The sequence below is a fragment of the Streptomyces shaanxiensis genome, assembly GCF_039537145.1.
Classification (GTDB): Bacteria; Actinomycetota; Actinomycetes; order Streptomycetales; family Streptomycetaceae; genus Streptomyces; species Streptomyces shaanxiensis.
Genome location: NZ_BAAAZY010000001.1, coordinates 83,269 through 101,168, shown reverse-complemented (window position 1 = coordinate 101,168; position 17,900 = coordinate 83,269). Strand labels below are relative to the sequence as shown.

General features: G+C 71.0%; 17 protein-coding genes. 12 read left to right on the top strand and 5 right to left on the bottom strand.

Annotation, left to right across the window (positions count from 1 at the left end; all coding sequences use genetic code 11):
* Positions 1-25: 25 nt before the first annotated feature.
* From ABD932_RS00430 to ABD932_RS00420, 3 genes are all read left to right on the top strand, one after another.
* Positions 26-520, top strand: coding sequence for a GNAT family N-acetyltransferase (locus ABD932_RS00430; RefSeq protein ID WP_345007904.1), 495 nt, complete (start codon positions 26-28; stop codon positions 518-520).
* Between the two features lie 243 nt (positions 521-763).
* Complete coding sequence (locus ABD932_RS00425) at positions 764-2,236, top strand: amino acid permease (protein ID WP_345007902.1); 1,473 nt, start codon at positions 764-766, stop codon at positions 2,234-2,236.
* Positions 2,237-2,246: 10 nt separating this feature from the next.
* Positions 2,247-2,699: an Lrp/AsnC family transcriptional regulator gene (locus ABD932_RS00420; RefSeq protein ID WP_053192400.1), complete on the top strand. Its 453-nt coding sequence runs from the start codon at positions 2,247-2,249 to the stop codon at positions 2,697-2,699.
* Between the two features lie 74 nt (positions 2,700-2,773).
* On the opposite strand, the gene ABD932_RS00415 is transcribed toward ABD932_RS00420, so the two are convergent.
* Both ABD932_RS00415 and ABD932_RS00410 read right to left on the bottom strand, forming a co-directional pair.
* Entirely contained in the window at positions 2,774-3,136 is a 363-nt protein-coding gene (locus tag ABD932_RS00415; RefSeq protein WP_345007898.1) for a hypothetical protein, read from the bottom strand.
* A gap of 77 nt (positions 3,137-3,213) precedes the next feature.
* Entirely contained in the window at positions 3,214-3,954 is a 741-nt protein-coding gene (locus tag ABD932_RS00410; RefSeq protein ID WP_345007896.1) for a GntR family transcriptional regulator, read from the bottom strand.
* Positions 3,955-4,183: 229 nt separating this feature from the next.
* Here ABD932_RS00410 and ABD932_RS00405 point away from each other — a divergent pair, with 229 nt between their 5' ends.
* The 6 genes from ABD932_RS00405 to ABD932_RS00380 all read left to right on the top strand — a co-directional run bounded on the left by ABD932_RS00405 (position 4,184) and on the right by ABD932_RS00380 (position 10,958).
* Positions 4,184-5,341 carry an ABC transporter substrate-binding protein gene (locus ABD932_RS00405; RefSeq protein WP_345007894.1) on the top strand — a complete coding sequence of 386 codons (1,158 nt, stop codon included), beginning with the start codon at positions 4,184-4,186 and terminating at the stop codon, positions 5,339-5,341.
* A complete protein-coding gene (locus tag ABD932_RS00400) occupies positions 5,338-6,234 on the top strand; it encodes an ABC transporter permease (protein ID WP_345007892.1) in 897 nt (298 codons plus the stop codon). Before ABD932_RS00405 ends, ABD932_RS00400 begins: the two co-directional genes overlap by 4 nt.
* Complete coding sequence (locus ABD932_RS00395) at positions 6,222-7,034, top strand: ABC transporter permease (protein ID WP_345007890.1); 813 nt, start codon at positions 6,222-6,224, stop codon at positions 7,032-7,034. The genes ABD932_RS00400 and ABD932_RS00395 overlap by 13 nt, the downstream gene beginning before the upstream one ends.
* Before the next feature lie 2 nt (positions 7,035-7,036).
* The gene (locus tag ABD932_RS00390) at positions 7,037-8,128 is read left to right on the top strand and encodes an ABC transporter ATP-binding protein (RefSeq protein ID WP_345008328.1); all 1,092 of its coding nucleotides are present in this window, start codon (positions 7,037-7,039) and stop codon (positions 8,126-8,128) included.
* Positions 8,129-8,216: 88 nt separating this feature from the next.
* The gene (locus ABD932_RS00385) at positions 8,217-9,656 is read left to right on the top strand and encodes an HAD-IA family hydrolase (protein WP_345007889.1); all 1,440 of its coding nucleotides are present in this window, start codon (positions 8,217-8,219) and stop codon (positions 9,654-9,656) included.
* A 105-nt stretch (positions 9,657-9,761) separates the two neighbouring features.
* Complete coding sequence (locus ABD932_RS00380) at positions 9,762-10,958, top strand: MFS transporter (protein ID WP_345007887.1); 1,197 nt, start codon at positions 9,762-9,764, stop codon at positions 10,956-10,958.
* On the opposite strand, the gene ABD932_RS00375 is transcribed toward ABD932_RS00380, so the two are convergent.
* Complete coding sequence (locus tag ABD932_RS00375; RefSeq protein ID WP_345007885.1) at positions 10,927-11,490, bottom strand: Repetin; 564 nt, start codon at positions 11,488-11,490, stop codon at positions 10,927-10,929. The two genes, ABD932_RS00380 and ABD932_RS00375, sit on opposite strands and share 32 nt — an antisense overlap.
* Positions 11,491-11,786: 296 nt before the next feature.
* Here ABD932_RS00375 and ABD932_RS00370 point away from each other — a divergent pair, with 296 nt between their 5' ends.
* Positions 11,787-12,575, top strand: coding sequence for a carbon-nitrogen hydrolase family protein (locus ABD932_RS00370; RefSeq protein WP_345008327.1), 789 nt, complete (start codon positions 11,787-11,789; stop codon positions 12,573-12,575).
* A gap of 50 nt (positions 12,576-12,625) precedes the next feature.
* Entirely contained in the window at positions 12,626-14,329 is a 1,704-nt protein-coding gene (locus tag ABD932_RS00365) for a flavin monoamine oxidase family protein (protein ID WP_345007883.1), read from the top strand.
* Positions 14,330-14,406: 77 nt separating this feature from the next.
* On the opposite strand, the gene ABD932_RS00360 is transcribed toward ABD932_RS00365, so the two are convergent.
* The gene (locus tag ABD932_RS00360) at positions 14,407-15,093 is read right to left on the bottom strand and encodes a DUF5995 family protein (RefSeq protein WP_345007882.1); all 687 of its coding nucleotides are present in this window, start codon (positions 15,091-15,093) and stop codon (positions 14,407-14,409) included.
* A gap of 173 nt (positions 15,094-15,266) precedes the next feature.
* Here ABD932_RS00360 and ABD932_RS00355 point away from each other — a divergent pair, with 173 nt between their 5' ends.
* The gene (locus ABD932_RS00355; protein WP_345007880.1) at positions 15,267-16,403 is read left to right on the top strand and encodes a glycoside hydrolase family 6 protein; all 1,137 of its coding nucleotides are present in this window, start codon (positions 15,267-15,269) and stop codon (positions 16,401-16,403) included.
* A gap of 26 nt (positions 16,404-16,429) precedes the next feature.
* Here ABD932_RS00355 and ABD932_RS00350 read toward each other — a convergent pair whose 3' ends face one another.
* Positions 16,430-17,851 carry a uracil-xanthine permease family protein gene (locus ABD932_RS00350; RefSeq protein WP_345007878.1) on the bottom strand — a complete coding sequence of 474 codons (1,422 nt, stop codon included), beginning with the start codon at positions 17,849-17,851 and terminating at the stop codon, positions 16,430-16,432.
* Positions 17,852-17,900 lie beyond the last annotated feature (49 nt).

Here is a 17,900-nt window from a genome sequence, read left to right as displayed (position 1 = left end):
GCATGCCCGGCTCTACCGTCGGCGTATGGAGATAGCCGCCTGCAGGGCCGAGGACATCGAGGTGCTGGATCGCTTCATGCCGTCACGCAGTCTCGACGGCAACCACGCTGCCCGCTTCGCGCGACAGGAGGCGGGAGACAGCACGTATCTGATCCCGTGGCTGGACGGCAGGCCCGTGGGTCACGCGGAGGTGCGCTGGACCGGGTGCGAGGCGTCGGAGGTGCGGACCGCGCAGCCGGGCTGCCCCGAGATCAACGGCCTCTGCGTATGGCCCGAGTCGCTCCGCTCCCAGGGCATCGGCACCGCCCTGGTGAGCGCCGCCGAGCGGCTGGCGCGGGAGCGCGGCATCGGCTCCATGGGCCTCGGCGTCGGCGACGGCAATCCGCGCGCTGCGGCGCTCTATGCCCGGCTCGGATATCTGCCCACGGTGGCGTACGTCGACCGCTGGGCCCACCTCGACGACCACGGTGTTCGGCATGAGCAGGCTGATACCTGCGTGTTCCTGGTGAAGGCCCTCTGAGTGCCCTCTGCCGGCCTCTTGCGCAACGGTCGAAAGCCACCGCGCAACGAACACCCACCCAACCCCCAGGAACGCAATGATCTTGCGGACATGCGCAAGGTTGCTGCATTTCACCCGCAACGTCACACCTCATAGGCTGTCGCCTCGTACGTGGCGTGGCGGGGACCCCGCTCGGTGGGTCCCTGCTCGTGGGGGTGCCGTCGGTTCCCGCCGCCCAGATTGGCAGCGATAAGGAGCCAGCGCGTGCTCGACCAAGGCGCACCACCGCAGAACCCAAGCCAGACCGCCGCCCCCGCGTCCCTGGGCGTCGGCGCGCGCCTGATGCGACGCAAGCCCGTGGAACACCTGGTCGCGGAGGGCGGCCAGGGTGAGGGAGGGTCCCTGCGGCGCTCCCTGGGCATGTGGCAGCTCACCATGATCAGCATCGGTGCCACCCTCGGCACCGGCATCTTCGTCGTCCTCGGCGACGCCGTCCCGGAGGCCGGTCCCGCGGTCACCCTGGCCTTCGTGATCGCCGGTCTCACGGCGCTCTTCTCGGCCCTGTCGTACGCCGAGCTGGCCGGCAGCATCCCGGTCGCGGGCTCCTCGTACTCGTATGCGTACGCAACGATGGGCGAGCTGGTCGCGTGGGTCTGCGGCTGGTGTCTGGTGCTGGAGTACGGCGTCTCGGTGGCCGCCGTCGCCGTCGGCTGGGGCGAGTACCTCAACGAGCTGCTCGACGGGACCATAGGGGTCACCATCCCGTCCGCGCTGTCCTCGGCGCCCGGCGAGGGCGGGATCATCAACCTGCCCGCGCTGATCGTCGTGCTGCTGGCGATGGTGTTCCTGCTCGGCGGGGTCCGCGAGTCCGCCCGCGCCAACACGATCATGGTCGCCGTCAAGATCGCCGCGCTCGTGCTGTTCTGCGCGGTCGGCTTCATGGGCTTCAAGTCCGGCAACTACGAGGACTTCATGCCGCTCGGCATGGCGGGCGTCAGCGCCGCCGGTGCCACGCTCTTCTTCTCCTACATCGGCTTCGACGCCGCCTCCACCGCCGGTGAGGAGGCCAAGGACCCCAAGCGGGACCTGCCGCGGGCGATCATGCTCTCGCTGATCATCGTGACCGCGCTGTACGTGCTCGTCGCGGGCGTCGCCGTCGGTGCGTGGAACTGGACCAAGTTCGAGGGCTCCGAGGCGTCCCTCGCCGCGATCATGACCGACGTCAGCGGCCAGACCTTCTGGGGCACCCTGCTCGCCCTCGGCGCCGTCATCTCCATCGCGAGCGTCGTCCTCACCGTGCTCTACGGCCAGACCCGCATCCTCTTCGCGATGTCCCGCGACGGCCTGGTGCCGAAGGCGCTCGGCAAGGTCCACGCGAAGACCGGCGCGCCCCGTCTCAACACGGTCATCGTGTCGCTGTTCTGCGGTGTCCTCGCCGCCCTGATCCCGCTGGGCAAGCTGGTCGACGCCACCAGCATCGGCACGCTGTTCGCCTTCGCGCTGGTCAACATCGCGGTGATCGTGCTGCGCGTGAAGCGGCCCGAGCTCGAGCGCACGTTCAGGGTGCCGTTCGGGCCGGTGCTGCCGGTGCTGGGCTTCCTGTTCTGCGCGTACAACATGTTCAGCCTCGACACCGTCACCTGGGTCGTCTTCGGGTTCTGGATGGCCGCCGGTCTCGTGTTCTACTTCCTGTACGGCTATCGCCGTTCCCGTCTTGCCATGCCAGAAGTGAAGTGAACCACCCGCAGTGCTGAACGATCTCGACGAACGCATCGTGCACGCCCTCGCCGAGGACGCCCGCCGCTCCTACGCGGACATCGGGCACCTCGTCGGCCTGTCCGCGCCTGCCGTGAAACGGCGCGTGGACCGGCTGCGCGCCACCGGAGCCATCACCGGATTCACCGTACGGGTGGACCCGTCGGCGCTCGGCTGGGAGACCGAGGGGTTCGTCGAGATCTACTGCCGGCACAACACCTCGCCGGACACCATCCGGCGGGGTCTGGAGCGGTACCAGGAGGTCGTGGCCGCGTCCACCGTCACCGGGGACGCGGACGCGGTGGTGCAGGTGTTCGCCTCTGACATGCGGCACTTCGAGCGGGTCCTCGAGCGGATCGCGGGGGAACCGTTCGTCGAGCGGACCAAGTCCGTGCTGGTGCTGTCGCCGTTGTTGCGGCGGTTTTCCTCCGGGTCGCCTACGTAGTGCTTTGCCCGCGGGCCGGTGGGGGCTGGTCGCGCCCACGTGGCGGAGCCGCATATTCGTACAGCCCCGCGCCCTCAGAGGGCGCGTTTGCGGATCTTCCTCAGCATGTGCCGCATGATGATCGCGTGGCCGCCCGAGCCGATGACGACTCGGCGGTAGAGGGCGCCCGCGGCACCGGGGAACATCGCCCTGCTCTCGGCCCGTAGCCGGGTGTGGCCCTCGTCCGTCTCGTCCAAGTGGAAGATCAGCGCGTACCTGGAGAAGGGGTGATGGCCCACCAGGGCCAGCTTCTGGCCCGGGGTCGACACTGCCACCCGGAATCCTCGGGCGCCGTCCATCCGGGCGGTCAGTTCGCGCCAGACGGCGTCCGCGCTCGTCTCGACGACCGTCGCGTGTTCGTCGACGAACGGCAGTGCGGGGATTTCGGTGGCGTCCATGTGAGCAGTCTCGTCTGCTTGCCCACGCCGTGGCCTCCTCCGTCAGGCGGACCCGTATAGCCGCTCGGCGGAGGGCGTCAGTCGGCCGTCTTGCGCGCCAGCGCGTTGTTGTCGATCGAGTTGTGCACGCTGAAGCTCACCGCGTCCGAGCGGTAGCGGTCGTCCGACCATTCCACCGGCCGGCCCTCGCGGGTCGTCGTCACGCGTCGTACCCGCAGCAGGGGGCTCGTGCGGCGGATGCCCAGCAACTCAGCGTCCTGGGCGCCCGCCGCCACCGCGTCGATGACGTGCTCGCCGTAGGCGAAGACCAACCCCGTCTCGTCGTACAGGCGTTGGGTGACGGACGGGCACTCGGGCTCTATGGCCTCTACGGCGGGGGAGATCCAGTCGGCGTAGACCGTGCGCTCCAGCAGCACCGGCTCACCGTCCAGGCCGCGCACGCGCAGGACGTGCAACACGGGTGTGCCGACGCGCAGTTGGAGGCGTACCGCGTCCTCCTGGGTCGCCGGGGTGTACTCCTGCGCGACCACCTGGCCCGTCGCCTCCCGGCCCATCGCCCGCGCCCACTGGGCGAAGCTGCGCAGTTCGGCGAAGCTCTGGCTGCGGCGGCTGGCCAGCACCACGCGACGGGCGCCCTGGCGCGAGCCGATGAGGCCCTCGGCGGTCAGTGTGGCGACGGCCTGCCGGACCGTGCCGCGTGAGACGCCGTAGTGAGCCGAGAGTTCCGTCTCGGCGGGCAGCAGACTGCCGACCGTGTACTCCTCGCGGTCGATCGCCCGGCGCAGCTCGTCGGCGATCTCCTCGTGTCGCGCCGCCATGCTTCCCCTCTGAGTCGGTTGCTGTGCACAGCGTGACCAGCCTAGTCGAGATCGTCCGGTGAGCCGTGTCGGCGGGGAGTGCGCACAAATTCAGGGCGGAGGCTTTCGCCAGTGTTAACGAACGTGTCACCATCGGCGGGCCTACTGGGGCCAACTTGTTCAGACAAGTTTGAGACCTTTCCTGGGCAAGATCCTCCTGCACCCTCGCGCGTCCCCCTGGAGAAAAGCCGTGACCGTGTCCCTGCAGAGAACCGCCGTCCCGGTCGGCGCCCTCGTCGTCGTAGCCGCGCTCGCCCTGAGCGCCTGTGGCGCCGCCCCCGACAACGCGTCCACCACAGCCGACGGCAAGAGCGCCGCCACCGCCACCTCCGCCGAGGACTTCGGCGGCATGGACGCCCTGGTGAAGGCGGCCAAGGAAGAGGGCACGCTGCACGCCATGGCGCTGCCGCGTGACTGGGCCAACTACGGCGCCCTCATCGACGGATTCGAGAAGAAGTACGGCATCAAGGTCGAGGTCGAGAACCCCGACGGCTCCAGCCAGGACGAGATCAACGCCGTGACCTCGCGCAAGGGGCAGGACCGGGCGCCGGACGTCCTGGACCTCGGCAGCTCCTTCGCGCTGAGCGCCGCCCAGCAGGGGCTGCTCGCCCCCTACAAGGTGCAGGCCTTCGGGGACATCCCCGAGGGGCAGAAGGACGCGCAGGGGCGCTGGTACAACGACTACGGCGGCTACATCTCCATCGGGTGCGACGCCAAGCGGGTCAAGCAGTGCCCGAAGACCTTCGCCGACCTGCTCAAGCCGCAGTACAAGGGGCAGGTCGCCCTCAACGGCAACCCCACCAAGTCCGGCTCGGCCTTCGGCGGCGTCTACGCGGCGGCTCTCGCGAGCGGCGGCTCCTTCGACGACATCCAGCCCGGCCTCGACTTCTTCGCCAAGCTGAAGAAGAACGGCAACTACACGCCCGTCGAGTCGACCCCGGCCACCGTCGAGAAGGGCGAGACGCCCATCAGCATCGACTGGGACTACCTGAACGCCGGGTACGCCGAGGAGTTCAAGTCCAAGGGCGTCGACTGGCAGGTGTCGGTGCCGAGCGACGGCAAGTTCTCGCAGTACTACTCCCAGGCGGTCAACAAGGACGCCCCGCATCCGGCGGCCGCCCGCCTGTGGGAGGAGTACCTCTACAGCGCCGAGGGCCAGAACCTGTGGCTGAAGGGCTACGCCCGACCGGCCCTGATGACCGCCATGGAGAAGGCCGGCACCCTCGACAAGACCGCCGCGGCCAAGCTGCCCGAGGTCGCCGGGACGCCGTCCTTCCCGACCGAGGCCCAGCAGAACAAGGCCAAGACGGTCCTCGGACAGGGCTGGGCGAAGGCCGTCTCCGGATGACGGCCACCGCCGTACGGGTCGACACGGCGCCCGCCGCTGCGGTGAAGCGGCGGCGCCGGTCGCTCGGCTCGCTCGCCGTCGTCCCGCTGCTCGCCTTCACCGCGCTCTCCTTCGGACTGCCCGCCCTGGCCATGCTGGACGGCGCCTTCACCGTCAAGGACCCGGCCACGGGGGCGACTTCGTACAGCGCCGGCAACCTGACGGCCTCCCTCCAGGGCGCCTACCTCACGGCACTGCTCGGCAGCGTCAAGCTGTCCGCCGTGTCCGCGGCGCTCGGCGCTCTCCTCGGGCTGCCGCTCGCCCAGGCCGTGGTGACCTCCCGCTTCCGCGCGCTGCGCGAGGCCGTGCTCACCGCCTCCGGGGTCCTCGCCAACTTCGGCGGCGTCCCGCTGGCCTTCGCGTTCGTCGCCACGCTCGGCAACGCCGGTGTGCTGACCCGGCATCTGGGCCTGACGGACAAGGGCTGGGACCTGTACAGCTTCTGGGGCCTGGTCCTCGTCTACCTGTACTTCCTGATCCCGCTGATGGTGCTCACCATCACGCCGGCCCTGGACGGCCTGCGCTCCCAGTGGCGCGAGGCGGCGCAGAACAACGGCGCCACCACCGTGCAGTACTGGCGCCACGTGGCCCTGCCCGTCCTGCTGCCCACGCTCCTCGGCGGGTTCGTCCTGCTCTTCGGCAGCGCCTTCGCCGCGTACGCCACCGCCGCCGCCATGGTGGGCAGTTCCGTCCCGCTGGTCACCCTCCAGATCGCCGACGCCCTCTCCGGCAACGTCCTCGTCGGCCAGGAGAACGTGGCGCTCGCCCTCAGCCTCGACATGGTCCTGGTCGCCGGCCTGGTCATGGCCGTGTATCTGCCCCTGCAACGACGGAGCGCCCGATGGCTCGCCTGAACCTGTGGCGGTGGGGCGTCCTCGGCCTCGCCGGACTGTACTTCCTGGTGCCGCTCGCGGCGTCGGTGGTCTTCACTGTCGACGTGCCGGGGCAGGGGCTCACCTTCGACGCCTACACCCAGATCTTCTCCACCGAAGGATTCGCGTCCAGCCTGCTTCTCTCGCTGGAGCTGGCCCTCGCCACCATCGCCCTCGTCCTGCTCCTGATGGTGCCCGCCATGGTCGCGCTGCGGCTCGGCGCGCCCCGGCTGCGGCCGGTCGTCGAGGTGGTGTGCTCGCTGCCGCTGGTCGTGCCGCCGATCGCGTTCGTCGCCGGGATCGGGACGGTGCTGAAGTGGGGGCCGGAGCATCTCTCGCGCACGCCGCTGTTCCAGACGTTCGTAGCGATCCAGAACCCCGACTTCCCGTTCGTGCTCGTCCTCGCCTACGTCGTGATGGCGCTGCCGTTCGTGCACCGGGCCCTGGACGCCGGACTGCGCGCCATCGACGTACGCACCCTCGTGGAGGCCGCCCGCAGCTGTGGCGCGAGCTGGCCGCAGGCGCTGGTCCAGGCCGTCCTGCCCAACCTCCGCGGCGCCCTGCTCAACGCCTCCTTCCTCACCCTCGCCCTGGTGCTCGGCGAGTTCACCGTTGCCCAGCTGCTCGGCTTCCAGCCCTTCGCCGTGTGGATCGTGAACGTCAGCGGCTCGCAGGCCCAGCTCTCCGTCGCCGTGTCCGTGCTCAGCCTGCTCGTGACATGGGTGCTGCTCCTCGTGCTCGCCGGCTTCGGCGGCCGTACCCGTACTACCTCCCGGGGATGACCATGACCGTGCTCGACAAGACAGCCGCAAAGACAGCCGAAGACGCGGCGACGCAGGCCGCCACCGTCGAATTCCGCGGCCTGCGCCGGGAGTTCGGGCCCACCGTAGCCCTCGACGGGCTCGACCTGACCGTCCGGCCGGGCGAACTCCTCGCCCTGCTCGGCCCGTCCGGCTGCGGCAAGACCACCGCGCTGCGCATGCTCGCCGGCTTCGAACACCCCGACTCCGGCACGGTGTTGGTGGACGGCGAGGACGTCACCGACATCCCCGCGCACCGCCGCGACGCCGGGATGGTGTTCCAGTCGTACAGCCTCTTCCCGCATCTGAACGCCCTCGACAACGTGGCCTTCGGGCTGCGCATGCGCAAGGTCCGCACCGCCGAACGACGCGCCCGTGCAGCCGAGTTGCTGGAGCTGGTCGGCCTCGCCGACAAGGGCGAGCGGTACCCGCACCAGCTCTCCGGCGGCCAGCAGCAGCGCATCGCCCTGGCCCGCGCCCTCGCCCTGCGCCCGCGCGTCCTGCTGCTGGACGAGCCGCTGTCGGCGCTCGACGCCAAGGTACGCCTGACGCTGCGCGAGGAGATCCGGCGGCTCCAGCGGGAGCTGGGCATCACCACCCTGTTCGTCACCCACGACCAGGAGGAGGCCCTGTCCATGGCCGACCGGGTCGCGGTCATGCGGTCCGGACGGCTCGAACAGTGCGCCGCACCGGCCGAGTTGTACGGCCGCCCCGCCACCGCCTTCGTCGCCGAGTTCGTCGGCACGATGAGCCGGATTCCGGGCCGGCTCGTCGAGGGCGGTGTCGAGGTGCTGGGCCGGCGGCTGCCCGTCGACGGCGACGTTCCCTCGGTGGCCGACATCGACGTGCTGGTGCGGCCGGAGGCGGTGGCCGTGCGGGCCGACGACGCCTCCGACGCGCGCGTGGTCGCCACGGCGTTCCTCGGCGCCACCACCCGGCTGACCGTACGGCTCGCCGACGGCACCGAGGTCAAGGCCGACCTGCCCGCCCACGAGGGCGCCGCGCTCGGCGCCGGCGCCGCGGTGAGCGTGTCGCTGCCGGAGCGGCCGGTGCTGGTGGCCGAGCGCCGACACTGAACCCCGTACGTCCTTGATCCCCGTACGTCGTTGATCCCTGTATGTCCTTGCCCCCACGTATGAACCCCCGCGCATGAAAGAGACAACCGTGACCCGACTCCCGCTCCAGGCCGTCCTCTTCGACATGGACGGCACGCTCGTCGACACCGAGCGGCTGTGGTGGGAGGCGGTGGAACACGTCGCCGGGCGGGCGCTGACGGAGGCGGACGAGGCAGACGTGCTCGGCCGGCCCGTCGAGCACACCGCTGCCTGGCTGGCGGCCGCCACGGGTGCCCCGGCGGACGCCCTCGCCGACGAGCTCCACCGGGAGTTCGCCGACCGCGTCCGCGCCGGCATCGTCCCCCGCCCCGGCGCGCTCGACCTGCTCGACGCGCTGGCCCGCGAGGGCGTCCCCACGGCCCTGGTGACCGCGTCCCCGAGAGCCGTCGCTGACACCGTCCTGGCAGCCCTGGGAGGCGCGAGCCGGTTCGCCGTCTCCGTCACCGCCGACGACACCGAGCACACCAAGCCTGCCCCCGACCCGTATCTGGCCGCCTGCCGCGTCCTGGGCGTCGACCCGTCCGGCTGTGTCGCCGTCGAGGACACCGCGACCGGCGTCGCCTCCGCCGAGGCGGCCGGGTGCACGGTGCTCGCGGTGCCCTCGCTCGCGCCCATCGAGGCGGTGCCCGGACGGACCGTGGAGGCCAGCCTGGAAGGCATCACCCCCTCGGCACTGCGCTCCCTGCTGCCCCACCGCCTCCGCGTCATGACCTGGAATCTCTGGTACGGCGGCACGAAGGTCCACGATCACCGGGCCAAGCAGCTCAAGGTCATCGCGGAGACCGATGTGGACGTGGTCGGCCTCCAGGAGACGTACGGCACGGCCGCGGAGGAGCTCGCCGACGCCCTCGGCTGGTACCACCACCGTGCGGGGGAGAACCTCGGCGTCATCAGCCGGTACCCGATCACGGCCCGCTTCGGGGACCCGGACGTCGGGTTCTACGGGGCGGCCGGCGTACGGGTCCGAGTGCACGAGGGTGCCGAGGCGGACGTGTGGACGGTCCATCTGGACTACAAGGAGTACGGGCCCTATGCGACCGACGGTGATCCGACCGCCCACGAGGACGTGCGCCTCGCCCAGATGCGGGACGCTCTCGGCCGCGTCGACGACTCCGTGCCCGTCGTCCTCGTCGGCGACTTCAACAGCCCCTCCCACCTGGACCGGCCCGACGCGGACTGGCCGGTGACGAAGGCGGCCGAGGAGGCGGGGCTCCGCGACTCCTACCGCGAGGCCCACCCGGACCTGGTCGCCCACCCCGGGCACACCTGGTCGCCGATCCACCCCGTGCGCGAGGACGGCAGCGGACGCCCCGAACCGCAGGACCGGATCGACTTCGTCCTGCACCGCGGCCTGCGCGTGCTCGACTCCGAGACGTACGTCAGCGGCCGCCCGCGCCCCTGGCCCCACGTCGAGGACAACGACTGGCCCTCCGACCACGCCGCCGTCATCACCACATTTTCGCTGGGCAACGGGACCGCGCCTGTCTAACATCGGTGTCATGACCTGGCGACATTGATCCACCAGCCGCGCCTCCCGAGGGCCGCCTCGGACGCCGTACCGACGACGTCCGAACCGCCCTTCCGGGAAGGCCTCATGACACTCACACCCGCACGCGTACCCGCCACCGGCGTCCGACGCCTGACGGCCACGCTGTACGGCTACTCGTTCCTGGACGACTTCGTCCTGCTCTACCCGGTGTACGCGCTGCTGTTCGCCGACACCGGCATGTCGCTCTGGCAGATCTCCTCGCTGTTCGCCCTGTGGTCGATCACGGCCGTCGTGCTGGAGGTCCCCTCCGGCGCGCTGGCCGACGCCGTCTCCCGACGGCTGCTGCTGTGGGTCGGCCCGCTGTTCAACGCCGTCGGCTTCGCCCTGTGGGTGATCGTCCCGTCGTACTGGGCCTTCGCGCTCGGCTTCGTCCTGTGGGGCGTCGGCGGAGCACTGTGTTCCGGCTCGTTCGAGGCGCTGGCCTACGACGAGCTGGACCGGCTCGGCGCCGGCGACCGGTACGCGCGCGTGATGGGACGGGTGCGGGCGGCGCGACTGGCGGCCACCATGGCGTCGATCGGCCTCGCCGGACCGGTCGTCGTCCTGGGCGGCTACCCGGCCGTGGGGGCGGGCAGCGTGCTGGCCTGTCTGCTGGCCGCCGCGGTGGCGACCCGGCTGCCGGAGCACCGGACGCGGCCGGAGCACGGTGGTGACGGTTGGTGGGTGACCCTGCGCACCGGCCTCGCCGAAGCCCGCGGGAACCGTTCCGTGCGCGGCGCCCTCCTGCTGATCCCCGCCGTCGCCGCGGTGTGGGGCGCGCTCGACGAGTACACGCCCCTGCTGGCTCGGGACACGGGCGTGGCGGAGACGACGGTGCCGTACCTGATCCTGCTCGTCTGGACGCTCGTCACGGCGGCCAGCCTGCTGGCAGGTCCGGCCGAACGCCTCGGCACCAGGGGGATGGCCTGGCTGCTCGCGGGCTCCGCGCTCGCCCTGGCCGTCGGCGCCGCGGTCCGGACCCCGGCCGGCATCGCCCTCGTGGGCCTCGCCTTCGGCGGCTTCCAGCTGGCGGAGGTGCTCGCCGACGTCCGTCTCCAGCACCGGATCGACGAGTCCCGCCGGGCCACGCTCACCTCCGTGGCGAGCCTGGGCACGGAGCTCGCCACGGTGGCCACGTTCGGCGTGTACGCCTTGCTCGGCACGGGCGCGGCGCACAGCACGGTCTTCGCGGTGCTCGCGGTGCCCTACCTGGTGACCGCGCTGGCCCTGGCTAGAAGTCGGGCAGCCACGGCACGACCGTGAAGTCGCCCGTCCCCTTCTTGACCTTCTCGAAGGGGGCGGAGCCCACGCACTTGGGCAGCCCCTTCGTCTCGACGGGGCTGCCCGTCGACGCCCAGCTGTAGCCGAGCCGGTCGCGGTGGCCGACGTCGTGGACGGTGATGCCGACCCGCTTGCCCTTGGCGCCCGGCAGGTCGGAGGAGGTGATGACCCCGGAGACGACGGCGACCTTCCCACCGGTCAGCAGGCAGTCGACCTTGGCCTTGGCCTTCGCGCCCTCGCCGTTCAGGTAGTGGCTGAACTCGAAGGTGCCGGTGGCCTTCGTCGGGTCGGCGGTGTCCTTCGCCGCCAGATGCGCGTCGAAGGAGAACGTGATGTCGTCCCCGGCCGAGCGGTACAGCTTGGCGGTGCCGGTGAGCGCGGCGGCCTCCCGCTGCCGCGGTGCCTCCGAGTCCGACGCGGTGGCGGCCGAGGCCGCGGTGGCGGAGAGCAGCAGTGCGGAGCCGAGCACGAGGATCTTCGTACGGCGGTCCAGCGCGGTCCATCGGCGGTTCATCGTGGTCCTTTCTGCAGGTCAGGTGGACAGTCCCCACTCTCCCGGCGCCGCGCCCGCACCACATCGCGCCGGAGGCGGGACCCCACCTCCGCCGCCCGGCGGGGACGCCGAAACCCACTGCGCCCCAGGGACCAGCGGGCCTACGCCTGTGGTCGCGCAACGAATCGCCGCCCACCCCCCGACCCACGCAACAAACCGCTCACCGGCGCGCAACGGCTCCTTCTTGTCCGCCCTGGTCAGCCGCCCGTACCGTCTACGTGGCCCCCACAACCACCCTTCCGCCCGGTGAGGACACCATGCGCACCGCCCTGCTCCAGAGCTCCGGCCGCCCCGGCTCGACCGTCGAGAACCTCAAGGTCCTCGACGAGGCCGCGGGCCGTGCCGCCGCCGCGGGTGCCGGGCTGCTGGTCGCGCCGGAGATGTTCCTGACCGGGTACGCGATCGGCGACGACATCGCCCGCCTCGCCGAGCCGGCCGACGGCGACTGCGCGGACGCGATCGCCGAGACGGCGACGAGGCACGGACTGGCGATCGCCTACGGCTACCCCGAGCGCGCGGGCGACACCGTCTTCAACTCCGCCCAGCTGATCTCCGCCGACGGCACCCGGCTCGCCAACTACCGCAAGACCCACCTCTTCGGCTGCTTCGAGCGCGACCACTTCACGCCGGGCGACCGGCAAGTCGTCCAGGCCGAGCTCGACGGCCTCCGCGTCGGCATCCTGATCTGCTACGACGTCGAGTTCCCGGAGAACGTCCGCGCCCACGCCCTCGCCGGCACCGACCTGCTTCTCGTGCCGACCGCGCAGATGCACCCGTTCCAGTTCGTCGCCGAGTCGATGATCCCGGTGCGGGCCTTCGAGAACCAGATGTACGTCGCGTACGTCAACCGGGTCGGGCAGGAAGGGGAGTTCGAGTTCGTCGGCCTCTCCACCCTCGCCGGGCCCGACGGGGTCGCCCGCACCCGCGCCGGACGAGGCGAGGAGCTGGTGTTCGCCGACGCCGACCCCGCCTTCCTCGCCGCCTCCCGCGAGGCGAACCCGTACCTGAAGGACCGCCGCCCCGGCCTCTACGGGTCCCTGGTCTGAACCCCCCTGAGCTTCCCCCGAGTTCTTCACGCGCAAGGAGTCCGTACCCCATGACGTCCATGGTGCCCAACGCCGTCGAGCACACCGACGAGCAGCAGCAGCCGCCGATCACCATGTTCGGCCCGGACTTCCCGTACGCCTACGACGACTTCCTCGCCCACCCGGCGGGGCTCGGCCAGATACCCGCGACCGAGCACGGCACCGAGGTCGCGGTCATCGGCGGTGGCCTGTCCGGCATCGTCGCCGCGTACGAGCTGATGAAGATGGGCCTCAAGCCGGTCGTGTACGAGGCCGACCGGATCGGTGGCCGGCTGCGCACCGTGGGCTTCGACGGCCCCAACACCGAGGGCCTCACCGCCGAGATGGGCGCCATGCGCTTCCCGCCCTCCTCCACGGCCCTCCAGCACTACATCGACCTGGTGGACCTCAAGACCCAGCCCTTCCCCAACCCCCTTGCCGAGGCGACCCCTTCGACGGTCGTCGACCTCAAGGGCGAGAGCCACTACGCCGAGACGATCGACGATCTCCCGCAGGTCTACCGGGACGTCGCCGACGCCTGGAACAAGTGCCTCGAAGAGGGCGCCGACTTCTCCGACATGAACCGGGCGATGCGTGAGCGGGACGTGCCGCGCATCCGGGAGATCTGGGCGAAGCTCGTCGAGAAGCTCGACAACCAGACCTTCTACGGCTTCCTCTGCGACTCCGAGGCCTTCAGGTCCTTCCGGCACCGCGAGATCTTCGGCCAGGTCGGCTTCGGCACCGGCGGCTGGGACACCGACTTCCCGAACTCCATCCTGGAGATCCTGCGCGTCGTCTACACCGAGGCCGACGACCACCACCGCGGCATCGTCGGCGGCTCCCAGCAGCTGCCGCTGCGCCTCTGGGAGCGCGAGCCGGAGAAGATCGTCCACTGGACCTACGGCACCTCGCTCGCGAGCCTGCACGAGAACGGCGAGCCCCGCCCGGCCGTGACCAGACTGCACCGCACCGCGGGCAACCGGATCACCGTGACCGACGCGGATGGCGACATCCGTACGTACCAGGCGGCGATCTTCACCGCCCAGTCCTGGATGCTGCTGTCGAAGATCGCCTGCGACGACTCGCTCTTCCCGATCGACCACTGGACCGCCATCGAGCGCACCCACTACATGGAGAGCTCGAAGCTCTTCGTGCCGGTCGACCGGCCCTTCTGGCTGGACAAGGACGAGGAGACGGGGCGTGACGTCATGTCGATGACGCTCACCGACCGTATGACGCGCGGGACCTACCTCCTCGACGACGGCCCGGACAAGCCCGCCGTCATCTGCCTCTCCTACACCTGGTGCGACGACAGCCTGAAGTGGCTGCCGCTGTCCGCGAACGAGCGGATGGAGGTCATGCTGAAGTCGCTCGGCGAGATCTATCCCAAGGTCGACATCCGCAAGCACGTCATCGGCAACCCGGTGACGGTCTCCTGGGAGAACGAGCCCTACTTCATGGGCGCGTTCAAGGCCAACCTGCCCGGCCACTACCGCTACCAGCGGCGCCTGTTCACGCACTTCATGCAGGAGGGGCTGCCCGAGGACAAGCGGGGCATCTTCCTCGCCGGCGACGACATCTCCTGGACGGCCGGCTGGGCCGAGGGTGCGATCCAGACCGCGCTGAACGCGGTGTGGGGCGTGATGCACCACTTCGGCGGGTCGACGGACGCCTCCAACCCGGGGCCGGGCGACGTCTACGACGAGATCGCGCCCGTGGAGCTCCCCGAGGACTGACCGGCGTTCACGGCCCAGCGGCCTGTGCGTTTGCGTTGTCGTACACGCACAGGCTGTCGTAGCCGATCCGACTCGGCTCAGTCCGCCAGTGGCGTGAGCAGCATGCGTCCCGCGAACCCCACCGCGGCGTCCAGTCGCTCGGCGAACTCCTCGGCGACGTCCGGGAGCCGGCGCAGCGCCCACAGCGCCCGCGCCGCCGACCAGGTGGCGTCCCGGGCGCGCTCCAGGCTCCAGGAGCCGAGCAGATGGGTGAGCGGGTCGGCGATCTGGAGCAGGTCGGGGCCCGGCATCAGATCTTCGCGGATGCGCTCCTCCAGCGAGACGAGGAGATCACCTACCCGCTCGAACTCGTCCTCCAGGTCGGCGGGTTCGCAGCCGAGGCTACGACAGGCGTCCACCACGGCGAGCGCCAGATCGTGGCCGATGTGCGCATTGATGCCCGCCAGCGCGAACTGCAACGGTCGTACGCCGGGATGGCGGCGCATCTGGAACACCGGCCGCCAGCAGGCCGGTGGACGCCGCTCCTCCTCGGCCGCCTCCACCGCCGCGAGATACCGCTCCGCGAACCGCACGTCCAGCGTGATCGCCGCCCGCGCGTCCGGGAACCGGCCGCCGTCGATGTGCCGGTCGACCGTCTCCGTGACGGTGAGGTAGACGCGGTTGAAGACCGCGACCCCGTCGCGGTCGGGCAGCGCCGCGTCGAGGGCGCGCATACGGGAGATGACCGCGTCCACGGGTGTGGTGAATTGTTCGCATTGCGCCATGGGGGCAATGTCCCAGCTTTAGGCTGACCGGAGTGTCGGCGGGCCCGGCGCTTCCCCAGAACGGGGGAACGCGCTCGCTGTGGGGGAGGGGAATCAGGACCGTGCCAGGCTTACGTGCCCAGCGACTGGCCGCACGCAGGTCCGAGCGAAGGAGGACGGCCCGACGTCATGCCATGGTCGTGGCGGCCTCGGTCGTGGTCGCCGTCGGCACCGTGACCGGCATGATGTCCGCGCTCGACGACAGAGGGCGCTCCGACGAGGCGGGGCCGCCCGAGGTGACGCGGTCTCCCGGCCTGGAGTCCCTGCCCGCCGTGCCCTCGCCCTCCCCGTCCGTGACGAAATCGCCGCCCCCCACGTCCGCTGCCCCGACGCCGAAGCGGAAGGCCGGTCCCACGCCCTCGCCGACCAGGACCGAGCCCGAGAGGAAGCAGCAGCCGACCGTGGTGTCCGCCCGCCTCTACCGCCACCCCGAGTCCCAGGTACTCGAATGGGTCCGCGACAACTCCGGCGACCCGCGCCACGCCGTCATCCAGGCCCGGATAGCCGCCCAGCCGGCCGCGGTGTGGTTCGCCGACTTCACGCCGGACACCATCACCGCCCGGGTCCGCGCGGTCACCTCGGGCGGGTCGGCGTCGGGCCGGGTACCGGTGGTCGTGCCGTACGCGATCCCGGACCGCGACTGCGGCGGGCACTCACAGGGCGGGGCGCCCGACCTCGACGCGTACGACGCCTGGGTCGACCGGTTCGCCGCCGGGCTGGGCTCCGGCGACGTCATCGTCGTCCTGGAGCCCGACTCCGTCGCCCAGACCGAGTGCCTCTCCGCCGCCGAACGCGCCGACCGCTTCGCCTCCCTCGCCCGCGCGGGCCGCGCCTTCAAGGCCGCGAACCCCAAGGCCCGCGTCTACTACGACGCCGGACACTCCGGCTGGAACACGCCCGGCAAGCAGGCGGAGTGGTTGCGCCGGGCGGGCGCCGCCTCGACCGCGTCCTCCGACGGCATCTTCAGCAACGTCTCCAACTTCCACGCCACGACCGACGAGATCGCCTACGACCGACAGGTCCTGGACGCCCTCGGCGGCCCCGCGAGCCTCGGCGCCGTCATCGACACCAGCCGCAACGGCGCCGGGGCCCCGGCCGACGGGGAGTGGTGCGATCCGGCGGGCCGCAAGCTGGGCCGGGCGCCGACGCTCGCCACGGGCGAGGCACGGATCGACGCCTACCTGTGGGTGAAGCTGCCGGGGGAGTCGGACGGGTGCAAGGGGAAGCCGGGGACCTTCACGGCGTCGTACGCCTACGACCTGGCGCGCTGAGACGCAGCTCGCCGGTCGGCGCCCGGCTATGACCTGGCGCGTCGAGAACCGTCGCCGGTGTCGCTCGCCTCGTCGTACTCCTCGTCGTACGAGGACGTGCCCTCGTCGAGCAGCGGCTCCTGCGTCTTGAGGTGGGCCGGGGCGAACGCCCGCAGCGCGTGGTAGCCGGTGATGACGACGAGCGTGCCCAGCGCGATGCCGCTCAGCTCGAAGGTGTCGGTGAACTCCATGGTGACGTTGCCGACGCCGATGATGATGCCCGCCGCGGCCGGCACCAGGTTGAGCGGATTGCGCAGGTCCACCTCGGCGTTGATCCAGATCTGCGCGCCGAGCAGGCCGATCATGCCGTACAGGATGACGGTGATGCCGCCGAGGACGCCGCCCGGGATGGCGGCCACGACCGCGCCGAACTTGGGGCAGACACCGAAGAGCAGCGCGAAGCCGGCGGCGGCCCAGTAGGCGGCGGTCGAGTAGACCCGGGTCGCGGCCATCACGCCGATGTTCTCGGAGTACGTGGTGTTGGGCGGGCCGCCCACCGCGGTGGAGAGCACCGAGGCGGCGCCGTCCGCGGAGATCGCGGTGCCCAGCTTGTCGTCCAGGTTGTCGCTGGTCATCTCGCCGACCGCCTTGACGTGCCCGGCGTTCTCGGCGACCAGGGCGATGACGACGGGCAGCGCGACCAGGATGGCCGACCACTGGAAGGACGGGCCGTGCAGGTCGGGCAGCCCGATCCAGTCGGCCTTCGAGACCCCGGAGAGGTCGAGCCGCCAGTGGTCCGTGAGCTTGCCGCTCGCGTCGACCGAGTGGATCCTGCCGAAGATCCGGTCGAAGGCCCAGGAGATGCCGTAGCCGAAGACCAGGCCCAGGAAGATCGCGATACGGGACCAGAACCCGCGCAGACAGACGACCGCCAGCCCGGTGAACAGCATCACCAGCAGCGCCGTCCACTGGTCCTGCGGCCAGTACGTCGCGGCCGTCACCGGGGCGAGGTTGAAGCCGATCAGCATGACGACGGCGCCGGTGACGATCGGCGGCATCGTGGCGTGGATGATCCGCGCCCCGAACCGCCGCACGGCGAGACCGACCAGGAACAGCACGACACCGACGACCAGGACCGCGCCGGTCACGGTCGCGCTCGTACCGCCGTCGGCCCGGATGACCGCCGCGACGCCGACGAAGGAGAGGGAGCAGCCGAGGTAACTGGGCACCCGGCCGCGGGTGGCGAGCAGGAAGACGACCGTCGCGACGCCCGACATCATGATCGCCAGGTTGGGGTCGAGCCCCATCAGGACCGGCGCCACGAAGGACGCGCCGAACATGGCCACCACATGCTGGGCGCCGAGCCCGAAGGTGCGGGGCCAGGAGAGCCGTTCGTCGGGGCGGACGACCGCTCCTGGCGCCGGCGTGCGTCCGTCGCCGTGCAGTTTCCAGCGGACGCCGAGATCCATGGTGCGGTTTCACTTTCGTCGTGCGAGTGAGTGTCCGGACCATTGTCAG

Bases quoted from the DNA above. Each gene is read 5' to 3' on its own strand.
- ABD932_RS00395 (WP_345007890.1), top strand. From the start codon at position 6,222: ATGGCTCGCCTGAACCTGTGGCGGTGGGGCGTCCTCGGCCTCGCCGGA.
- ABD932_RS00375 (WP_345007885.1), bottom strand. From the start codon at position 11,490: ATGAACCGCCGATGGACCGCGCTGGACCGCCGTACGAAGATCCTCGTG.
- ABD932_RS00430 (WP_345007904.1), top strand. From the start codon at position 26: ATGGAGATAGCCGCCTGCAGGGCCGAGGACATCGAGGTGCTGGATCGC.
- ABD932_RS00380 (WP_345007887.1), top strand. From the start codon at position 9,762: ATGACACTCACACCCGCACGCGTACCCGCCACCGGCGTCCGACGCCTG.
- ABD932_RS00365 (WP_345007883.1), top strand. From the start codon at position 12,626: ATGACGTCCATGGTGCCCAACGCCGTCGAGCACACCGACGAGCAGCAG.
- ABD932_RS00350 (WP_345007878.1), bottom strand. From the start codon at position 17,851: ATGGATCTCGGCGTCCGCTGGAAACTGCACGGCGACGGACGCACGCCG.
- ABD932_RS00390 (WP_345008328.1), top strand. From the start codon at position 7,037: ATGACCGTGCTCGACAAGACAGCCGCAAAGACAGCCGAAGACGCGGCG.
- ABD932_RS00400 (WP_345007892.1), top strand. From the start codon at position 5,338: ATGACGGCCACCGCCGTACGGGTCGACACGGCGCCCGCCGCTGCGGTG.
- ABD932_RS00370 (WP_345008327.1), top strand. From the start codon at position 11,787: ATGCGCACCGCCCTGCTCCAGAGCTCCGGCCGCCCCGGCTCGACCGTC.
- ABD932_RS00355 (WP_345007880.1), top strand. From the start codon at position 15,267: ATGGTCGTGGCGGCCTCGGTCGTGGTCGCCGTCGGCACCGTGACCGGC.
- ABD932_RS00360 (WP_345007882.1), bottom strand. From the start codon at position 15,093: ATGGCGCAATGCGAACAATTCACCACACCCGTGGACGCGGTCATCTCC.
- ABD932_RS00415 (WP_345007898.1), bottom strand. From the start codon at position 3,136: ATGGACGCCACCGAAATCCCCGCACTGCCGTTCGTCGACGAACACGCG.
- ABD932_RS00410 (WP_345007896.1), bottom strand. From the start codon at position 3,954: ATGGCGGCGCGACACGAGGAGATCGCCGACGAGCTGCGCCGGGCGATC.